This is a genomic window from Methylobacterium sp. CCH7-A2 (assembly GCF_001557075.1).
GTDB lineage: Bacteria > Pseudomonadota > Alphaproteobacteria > Rhizobiales > Beijerinckiaceae > Allobosea > Allobosea massiliensis.
The window spans coordinates 1-9,041 of the sequence record NZ_LSKN01000207.1 but is presented as its reverse complement, the minus strand read 5'-3'; the positions used below and the strand labels follow the sequence as shown (position 1 = coordinate 9,041).

Here is a 9,041-nt window from a genome sequence, read left to right as displayed (position 1 = left end):
CCGCCGGCCTGCGACAGAACGAGGGCGGGGAGGATGGTGCCGACCAGAAGCCAGTGCTTGGTACGCGTCATGAAATCCGTTTCCGTTTTCGACTGCGAGCGAGAACGCGCCGGATGCGCTGAACCCGTCCTGAACCAAAAACGGCGGAAATCTGGCCCGGTTCCGCGCAGACCGGGCCGTCTCCTCCCTCAGATGCCGGCCTGCTCTTTCACGAAGGCGGCGATTTCGGCATGGCTGGCGAACCAGACACCCGGCATCTCCTTGATGTGGGCGATCAGCTTCTCGAGGATCCAGATGCGCGAGCGATAGGTGATGACATGCGGGTGCATCGTCAGAAGGAAGAGCCCGCCCTCCTCATAGGCGCGGTCGAATTCGCGCCGGAAGATGTCGAAGACGGCCTCGGGCGGCGTGTAGGGCCGCAGGGCCTGGAAGCGGTTCATGTTGAAATAGACCGCGTCGTCGCGGATCCATTCGACCGGCAGTTCGACCATGCCGGTCGGCTCGCCCTTCTCGATGATTTCGTAGGGATCGTCGTCGGCGAAGAGCGAGGAATCGTAGAGCAGGCCGAGTTCGCGCTCGACCGAGAGCGTCACCTCCGAGAAGTCCCAGGAGGGGGTGCGCATGCCGACCGGCCGGACGCCGGTGATCTTTTCCAAGGTGTCGGCGGAGCGCAGATGCAGTTCGCGCTCGGCATCGGGCGGCACGGCGGTGTTGACCTCGTGGATCCAGCCATGCAGGCCGATCTCGTGGCCCTCGGCGATGACGCGGCGCTGCTCGTCGGGATAGAGCAGCGCGGTGACGGCGGGCACGAAGAAGGTCGCCTGGATGTCCTCCTTCTTCATCAGTTCGAGAATGCGGGGCATGCCGACGCGGTTGCCGTATTGCCCCCAGGACAGCCGCCCGACCGATTTGCCGCCGTCGCGCAGTTCATTGGTCTCGTGATCGACGTCGAAGGAGAGCGCGACCGCGCAGCGCGCCCCGCCCTTCCATTGCGCCGGCTTCAGGTTGCGGCCGGCGCGCACGCGCTCGACCTTGGCGCGCCAGGTTTCCTCGGGCCACTGCCAGGGCAGGAGTTCGGGTTCGGACATGGGGTCTCCTTTGTCGTGGCACGTCATGCTCGGGCTCGACCCGAGCATCTCTGGCCGGAGATTCTCGGGTCTGCGCTGCGCTTCGCCCGGGACGACGCCGCGGTGGGTCATGGGCATCACGCCACCGGCAGCACGGGCACCGCCGCCAGCAGGCGTTGGGTGTAGGGGTCGCGCGGGTTGTCGTAGACCTCGCCGGCCGCGCCGCTCTCGACGATCCGGCCGCGATGCATGATCGCGACGCGGTCGCAGAGATGGCGGACGACCGAGAGGTCGTGGGAGATGAAGAGCAGCGTCAGGCCGAGTTCCTGCCGCAGCCGCAGCAGCAGGTTGATGATCTGCGCCTGGATCGAGACGTCGAGCGAAGCGACCGGCTCGTCGCAGACCACGACATCGGGCTGCATGGCGAGGGCGCGGGCAATGGCGACGCGCTGGCGCTGCCCACCGGAAAACTGGTGCGGGTAGCGCGCGGCGAAAGCGGGATCGAGCCCGACCGCGGCGAGCCATTGCGCGACATAGGTACCGGCCTCGGCGCGGGAGATCAGGCCGTGGGCGAGCGGCCCCTCGGCAATGCTGTCGCCGATCCGCATGCGCGGGTTCAGCGAGGCGAAGGGGTCCTGGAAGATCGTCTGGATACGGGTGGTGATCTTGTGCGGGCGCTCGCCGTTGCTCATCACCGGCTCGCCGTCGAGCAGGATGCGGCCATCGTCGGGCGCATAGATGCCGGCGACGATGCGGCCGAGCGTCGACTTGCCGCTGCCGGATTCGCCGACGAGTCCCAGCGCCTCGCCGCGCGCGATCGAGAGCGTGACATGGTCCACCGCCTGCACCGCCGGCAGCGGGCGGGCGAAGCCGGCCTTCTGGGCGAGCAGCCGCAGGAGGCCGGATTTGCGCTGGAAGCGCTTGGCGACCCCTTCCGCGACGATAGAGGGCAGATCGGCGGCGCGGCGGCCGGTCTCGGCCTGACGTGGCAGTCGGGGTGGTGGCGCCGCATCGGTGCCTGCGCCGCGCGCCAGCAGCGTGCCGGGCTTGGCGCGCGAGGGCAGCGAGTCGAGCAGGCCCTGCGTATAGGGATGCTGCGGCCGGGTCAGGACCTGGAGCACGGGCCCTGCCTCGACGATCTTGCCGTAGCGCATCACGCAGACATGGTCGGCGATCGAGGCGACGGTGGCGAGGTCGTGGCTGATCCAGATCAGGGCCGTGCCGAGTTCGGCGACGAGCTCCTTCATCTCCGCCAGGATCTCGGCCTGGATCGAGACGTCGAGCGCCGTCGTCGGCTCGTCGCAGATGATCAGCCGCGGTCGGTGCAGCAGCGCGATCGCGATGGCGACGCGCTGGCGCATGCCACCGGAAAACTGGTGCGGGTAAAAGTCGATCTTGGCTTCGGGCTCGGGGATGCGGACCTGAGCGAGCGCGGCGATGCCGCGCCGGCGGCGCTCCGCCCCCGAGACGGATTCATGCGCCTCCAGCGCGAGCCCGATCTGGCCGCCGATGGTCAGCATCGGGTTCAGCGTCATCATCGGGTCCTGGAAGACCATCGAGATCGCCTTGCCGCGGATGGCGCGCAGCTCGTCCGCCGGCAGGCCGACGAGTTCGCGCCCCTCTAGCTTCACCGAGCCGCGCTCGATGCGCCCCTGTGGATCGAGCAGGCCGATGATCGAGAAACCGGTGATGCTCTTGCCCGAGCCGGATTCGCCGACGAGGCCCATGACCTCGCCGCGCTTCAGGCTGAAGGAGACGCCGTCGACCGCCTTCACCACGCCGGCGCGGGCGTGGAAATGGGTGGCGAGGTCGGTGACCTCGAGGAGAGGCGCGTCGCTCATCGCTTCAGCCTCGGATTGACCTGGTCGCGGATGCGGTCGCCGACGAGGTTGATGGCGACGATCAGCACGATCAGGGCGATGCCGGGATAGATCGAGATCCAGTAGCGGCCCGACAGCATGTACTGGAAGCCGTTGGAGATCAGCATGCCGAGCGAGGGCTCGGTCACGGGGAGCCCGACACCGAGGAAGGACAAAGTCGCCTCCAGCGCGATGGCGCTCGCCACCTGCACGGTCGCAACCACGATCAGCGGCGGCAGGCAGTTCGGGAAAATGTGCTTCACCACCACGCGCCAGGCCGGCAGCGGCGTCGAGAGCACCGCCTCGACATAGTCCTTGCCGCGCTCGGCGGAGGCCGCGCCATGGGCGGTCCGGGCGAAATAGGCGTATTGCGCGGCGGCCAGGGCCGCGATCAGCTGCATCTTGCCCTGGCCGAGCAGGGCCGAGAGGACGAGCGCCAGCAGGATCGCCGGGAAGGCGAGCTGGAGATCGACGACGCGCATGATAAAGGCTTCCCAGCGCCCGCCGAGATAGGCCGCGCCGACGCCCAGCGCCACGCCGATCACGAAGGCGAGCGAACCGGCGATCAGACCCATCTGGAGCGAGATGCGCAGACCGTAGAGGATGGCCGAGAACAGGTCGCGCCCCTGCGCATCGGTGCCGAGGATATGGGTATAGCCGGCCGAGCCGACATAGCCCGGCGGCCGGCGCGCATCCATCAGCACGAGATTGGCGAGATCATAAGGGTTCTGCGGAGCGACCAGCGGCGCGAAGATCGCGACGCCGAGCATCAGCAGCACGACGACGAGCGCCGCCACCGCGACCTTGCTCTCCCGGAACTCGGCCCAGAAGCGCGCGACCGGGGAGATCTCTCTGGCGGGAAGCGGCTGTTTCATCGCGAGCCCGCCCGGCGCAGCCGCGGATCGAGCCCGACATAGGCGAGATCGACGAGGAAGTTGATCATGATGAAGACGAAGGAGACGAGCATCAGATAGGCGACCATCACCGGCCGATCGAGCGAGGTGATCGAGTCGATGATCAGCTTGCCGATGCCGGGCCAGGAAAAGATCGTCTCGGTGACGACGGCGAAGGCCAGCGTCGAGGCGAATTCGAGCCCGAAGACGGTGACGAGCGGGATCGCGATCAGCCGCAGCACATGCCGGCGCAGCACCGTCCATTCGGAGAGGCCGGCGGCGCGGGCGAATTTCACCGTGTCCGACAGCATCGCCTCGCGGGTGCCGGCGCGGGCCAGCCGCGTCATCAGCGCGAGCTTGAAGAAGGCGAGATTGCAGGCCGGCAGCAGGAGATGGCTCAGGCCGTTGGCGGTGAGGAAGCTCCATTCCACGCCGAAGACGGAGACCGTCGCGCCGCGTCCGCCGGCCGGCAACCATTGCAGCTCGACCGCGAAAGCCATGATCAGGACGAGGCCGATCCAGAAGGTCGGCACCGAGAAGCCGAGGATCGAGATCGTCATGATCGCCTTGGCGGCGAAGCCGTCCGGTCGATAGCCGGCATAGATGCCGGCGGGAATGCCGATCAGCGCCGCGCCGACAACGGCCGCCAGCGTCAGCTCCAGCGTCGCCGGCAGCCGCGACAGGATGAGGTCGAGCACCGGCATGCCGAAGACGAAGGAGCGGCCGAAATCGCCCTGCAGGATGCGGCCGAGGAAGGTGAAGTACTGGACGTAGAGCGGCTGATCGAGCCCGTAGCGCGCGATCGTCTCCAGCCGAATGTCCTGGCTGACATCGGGGCCGATCAGCACGTCGATCGGGTTACCGATGGCGTAGACACCGACGAAGACCAGCGCCGACATCACGAGCATGACGACGAGCGCCTGCCCCAGCCTGCCGAGGATATGGGCTAGCATGGCGCGACAGCCACGTGAGGGCCGAAGCTATTCGTCATTGCGAGCGCAGCGAAGCAATCCAGAAGGGCTCGCTCGACGTTGCCTGGGTTGCTTCGCTGCGCTCGCAATGACGTGATGGCGCTCACGGCCAGCTCTCCACCATCGCGGCGCGCGTCTCCTCGACGCCGACCTGCCAGAGGGCGAGCATCTCGTTGTCGGAGCGCTGGTAGCGGCCGTGAAAATTGCCGTCGCCGAGGATCTCGCGCTTTTTCGGCGGCGAGGCGGCCTGGTAGGCGGGGGCGTCGAAGGGCGGCTTGAAGGCGTCGGGCATGGAGACACCTTGCAGCCGCGTCCAGGGGAAGTTCTCCATCCAGGACGCGTGGGAGGCGGCCGGGTCGACCTCGCGGACCGCGGCCTGGAAGCGCGGCCCCGCCCACCAGTTGTGCAGCCGCACGCTGGCATCGGCATGCTTGCCCATCCATTCGGTGGCGAGCGTCATGATCGGCGCGTTGCCGCCATGGCCGTTGACGAGCACGATGCGGCGGAAGCCGGAGCGGTAGAAGCCCTCCAGCAGATCCTCCATCACCGCAACATAGGTGCTCATGCGCAGCGAGACCGTGCCGGGATAGGCGGCGAAGCCCGGCGTCATGCCATAGGCCAGCACCGGAAAGACCGGCAGGCCGAGCGGCTCGGCCGCCTCGCCGGCGACGCGCTCGGCCAGGATCGCATCGGTGGCGAGGCTGAGATAGGCGTGCTGCTCGACACAGCCCAGCGGCAGCACGCAGCGATCGTCGCGCTGCGCCTGCGCCTCGATCTGCATCCAGTTCATCTCGGCGACACGCACGGCCCGGTCCTTGCTTCAGCGTCTTTGCGCCGCGCCCCGCAAGAATCGCGTTGCCCGCGCGACAAGGCTCCACCATCCTCGTCTTCCGCATCCTTGACTCTGGCGCCGGACAGCGTCAAGTTCCATTTGGAACTAAGTTGTGGGGGAGGCTGGCCATGCGGCGTGCGCCGACGGCTGTTTCGCAGGTCGGCGCGGCGCGCGAGAAGGCGCTGAGCGAGCTCGACCCTCTGACGGTGACCAAGCTCTGGGACAATCCCTGCTGGCTGTCCTTCCGGCTCAACTTTGTTGCGTTCCGCTTCAACGACCCTGTCTATCGCTGGATCGAGACCCGTTACGGCCTGGTGCGCCCGGAATTCGTGGCGCTCTATGCCGTCGGCCTGCGCGATGGGGTCGCCGCCAAGAACATCGTCGCCTCCTCCGGCCTGCCCAAGAATACGCTCAGCCGCGCGATCCAGCGGCTGCTGCAGCGGCGCCTGCTGCGGCGCGAGACCGACCCGGAGGATCTGCGCAGCTTCGTGCTCTATCTGACGGGGCCGGGCCGCGCGATCTTCGAGGAGACAATGCCGCTGATGATCCAGCAGCAGACGGCGATGCTGTCTGCGCTGACCGACGCCGAGCAGCGCCAGCTCTGCGAACTCATGGACAAGCTGGTGATCGCCTCACCGACCTGGCCCAACGATCTCGAAAAAGAGGGAACCGCATCATGAACATCCATATCGCCCGCGTCGCCGCCCTGGCCCTGGTGCTCGGGGCCTCGGTCTCGACGGCCGCGCTCGCGCAGAACCTGACCATCGGCGTCCGCGCCGGCCCGGATTCGATCGACCCGCATTTCACCGCGACCGGCACCCATGCCGAGTCGCTGAAGCACATCTTCGATACGCTGACCTGGTCGGGCGACAAGCTGCAGATCGAGCCGCGCCTCGCCACCAGCTGGACGGCGATCAAGCCCGACACCTGGGAGTTCAAGCTGCGCTCCGGCGTCAAGTTCCATGACGGGTCGGACTTCACCGCCGAGGACGTGAAGTTCTCGATCGAGCGCATCCCGGTCGTCTCCGGCCCCAATCCGACGACGATCTACACGCGGCGCGTCAAGGAGGTGAAGATCATTGACCCGCTGACGGTCCACATCGTCACCGACGGGCCGGCGCCGAACCTGCCCAACGACTTCATCCGCCTGTTCATCGTCTCGTCCAAGGCCGCCGCCGGCCTGACCAAGGACAACGCCAACGAGACCTTCAACTCCGGCAAGGCCGCGATCGGCACCGGGCCCTACAAGTTCGTCTCCTGGACGCCGAAGGACCAGCTCGTGCTGGAGCGCTTCGACGGCTACTGGGGCCCGAAGGAGCCCTGGGCGCGCGTCGTGCGCAAGGAGCTGCCCAATGACGCCGCCCGCGTCGCCCAGCTCAAGGCTGGCCAGGTCGACATCATCGTGCGCGCGCCGGCCTCCGACGTCGCGACGCTGAAGCGCGACCCGAAGCTCTCCGTCGCCACGATCGACACGGTCTATGTCTTCAACATGGAAATCGACATGCGGGACAAGTCCCCGCAGGTCAGCGCCAAGGACGGCTCGCCGCTGCCGAAGAACCCGCTGCAGGACCCCCGCGTGCGCGAGGCGATCGATCTCGCCATCGACCGGCCGGCCCTCGTCGAGATCGCGATGGAAGGCCTCGGCGCGCCGGTGAACCAGCTCGTCACCTCCAGCATCGCCGGCTTCAACAAGAGCCTGCCGCCGCTGAAGGTCGATCTCGCCCGCGCCAAGAAGCTGCTCGAGGAGGCCGGCTATCCCAACGGCTTCAAAACCACCTTCTCCTTCACCAATGACCGCCTGCCGGGCGACCGCCAGGTCGGCACTTCGGTGGCGCAGATGCTGGCGCGCATCGGCCTCGACGTCACCGCCAACGCCCAGACGGCGGCCGTATTCTTCCCGGCCCGGACGCGCGGCGAGTTCTCGCTCGCCATGTCCGGCTGGGGCACGCTGACCGGCGAGGCGAACTACACGCTGTCCTCCGTGGTCCATTCCAACGACCCGGCCAAGAAGCTCGGCGCCTTCAACGTGCTCGGCTACAAGAACCCCGATCTCGACAAGCTGATCCAGGACGCTTCGGTCGAGCTCGACGAAGCCAAGCGCAACGACCTTCTCGCGCAGGCCAACGCCATCGTCGCCAAGGACCGGCCGCGCCTGCCATTCGTCGCGGTCGGCTCGGCCTGGGCGATGCAGAAGGACAAGGTGACGATCGCCCCGCGCGTCGACGAGGACACGCTGGCGATGGACATCAAGCCCGCCAAGAAGTGAGGCGAGCCACTGCCGTCATGGTCGGGCTCGTCCCGACCATCCACGCCTCCGCGCATCGCGCTTGGCGCAGACGTGGATGCTCGCCACAAGGGCGAGCATGACGGGCCCGGTTCTCGCGCCGTTCCAGAAAGACCCGTCATGACCATCGCCCTCGCAATCCATGGCGGCTGCGGCACGCTGCCGAAATCCGAAATGAGCGAGGCGGAATGGGCCGAGGCCCGGGCCGATCTCGCCGCCTCGCTGCGGGCCGGCTGGGCCATTCTCAGCCAGGGCGGCACGGCGGTCGATGCCGTCGAGGCAGCCGTGCGGGTGATGGAGGATTCGCCGCATTTCAACGCCGGCCATGGCGCGGCCTTCAACGCCGAGGGCGAGCACGAGCTCGATGCCTCGATCATGGACGGGGCGACGCTCGCGGCCGGCGCGGTCGCCGCCGCCAAGCGCATCCGCAATCCGGTCAGCGCCGCCAAGGCGCTGATGCAGCGCGGCGACCCGCTGCTGCTGGTCGGCCCCGCGGCCGATACCTTTGCCGCCCATGAGGGGCTCGACACGGTCGACAACGGGCATTTCTCGACCGAGCGGCGCCGCAAGAACCTGTCCTCGATGAAGATCCGCGAACTGGTCGGCACCGCCGGCGAGGCGAGCGAGGCCGAGAAGCACGGCACCGTCGGCGCCGTCGCGCTCGATGCGGCCGGGCATCTGGCGGCGGCGACCTCGACCGGTGGCTACACCAACAAGCCGGTCGGTCGCGTCGGCGATTCCCCGATCATCGGCGCGGGCACCTATGCTCGCGACGGGCGTTGCGCGGTCTCGGGCACCGGCAAAGGCGAGTTCTTCATCCGCTACTGCGTCGGCCACGAGCTGGCCTCGCTGATCGGCTACAAGGGTCTCGACCTCGAGGAGGCGAGCGCCACCGTGCTCGGCGAACTTACGACGCATAAGATCGGCGCCGGGCTGGTGGCGATCGACGCTCAAGGAACCATCGTCGCGCCCTACAATACGCAGGGCATGTATCGCGGCTGGGTGACGCCGGACGGGACCGTCCATGTCGCGACCCATACGGATGTCGAGATTGCGGGTCAGGCGTGATGGCTGTTCGCGATCGGCTCCGGTCTCCCCCCTCCCCCCGCTTGCGGTGGGGAGGGCCGGGGTGGGG

The 9,041-nt window shown here is 67.8% G+C and carries 8 protein-coding genes; 3 read left to right on the top strand and 5 right to left on the bottom strand.

The features are described 5' to 3' along the window. Nucleotides 1-188: 188 nt before the first annotated feature. The 5 genes from AX750_RS15560 to AX750_RS15540 all read right to left on the bottom strand — a co-directional run bounded on the left by AX750_RS15560 (nt 189) and on the right by AX750_RS15540 (nt 5,595). Nucleotides 189-1,088 (bottom strand): polysaccharide deacetylase, encoded by a 900-nt coding sequence (locus tag AX750_RS15560; protein ID WP_066724301.1) that lies wholly within the window; start codon nt 1,086-1,088, stop codon nt 189-191. A 116-nt stretch (nt 1,089-1,204) separates the two neighbouring features. Beyond that, a complete protein-coding gene (locus AX750_RS15555; RefSeq protein WP_066724304.1) occupies nt 1,205-2,908 on the bottom strand; it encodes an ABC transporter ATP-binding protein in 1,704 nt (567 codons plus the stop codon). Continuing rightward, on the bottom strand, nt 2,905-3,801 hold the full coding sequence (locus AX750_RS15550; RefSeq protein ID WP_066724306.1) for an ABC transporter permease: 897 nt from the start codon (nt 3,799-3,801) through the stop codon (nt 2,905-2,907). Before AX750_RS15550 ends, AX750_RS15555 begins: the two co-directional genes overlap by 4 nt. Continuing rightward, nucleotides 3,798-4,772, bottom strand: a complete 975-nt coding sequence (locus AX750_RS15545) for an ABC transporter permease (protein ID WP_066724308.1) — start codon at nt 4,770-4,772, stop codon at nt 3,798-3,800. Before AX750_RS15545 ends, AX750_RS15550 begins: the two co-directional genes overlap by 4 nt. A gap of 121 nt (nt 4,773-4,893) precedes the next feature. Beyond that, nucleotides 4,894-5,595, bottom strand: coding sequence for a creatininase family protein (locus tag AX750_RS15540; RefSeq protein ID WP_066724310.1), 702 nt, complete (start codon nt 5,593-5,595; stop codon nt 4,894-4,896). 155 nt (nt 5,596-5,750) lie between these two features. On the opposite strand from AX750_RS15540, the gene AX750_RS15535 reads away from it, so the two are divergent. From AX750_RS15535 to AX750_RS15525, 3 genes are all read left to right on the top strand, one after another. After that, complete coding sequence (locus tag AX750_RS15535; protein ID WP_066724313.1) at nt 5,751-6,302, top strand: MarR family winged helix-turn-helix transcriptional regulator; 552 nt, start codon at nt 5,751-5,753, stop codon at nt 6,300-6,302. Continuing rightward, nucleotides 6,299-7,888 (top strand): ABC transporter substrate-binding protein, encoded by a 1,590-nt coding sequence (locus AX750_RS15530; RefSeq protein ID WP_066724316.1) that lies wholly within the window; start codon nt 6,299-6,301, stop codon nt 7,886-7,888. The genes AX750_RS15535 and AX750_RS15530 overlap by 4 nt, the downstream gene beginning before the upstream one ends. A gap of 138 nt (nt 7,889-8,026) precedes the next feature. Beyond that, complete coding sequence (locus tag AX750_RS15525; RefSeq protein ID WP_066724319.1) at nt 8,027-8,974, top strand: isoaspartyl peptidase/L-asparaginase; 948 nt, start codon at nt 8,027-8,029, stop codon at nt 8,972-8,974. The last annotated feature ends 67 nt before the right edge of the window (nt 8,975-9,041 follow it).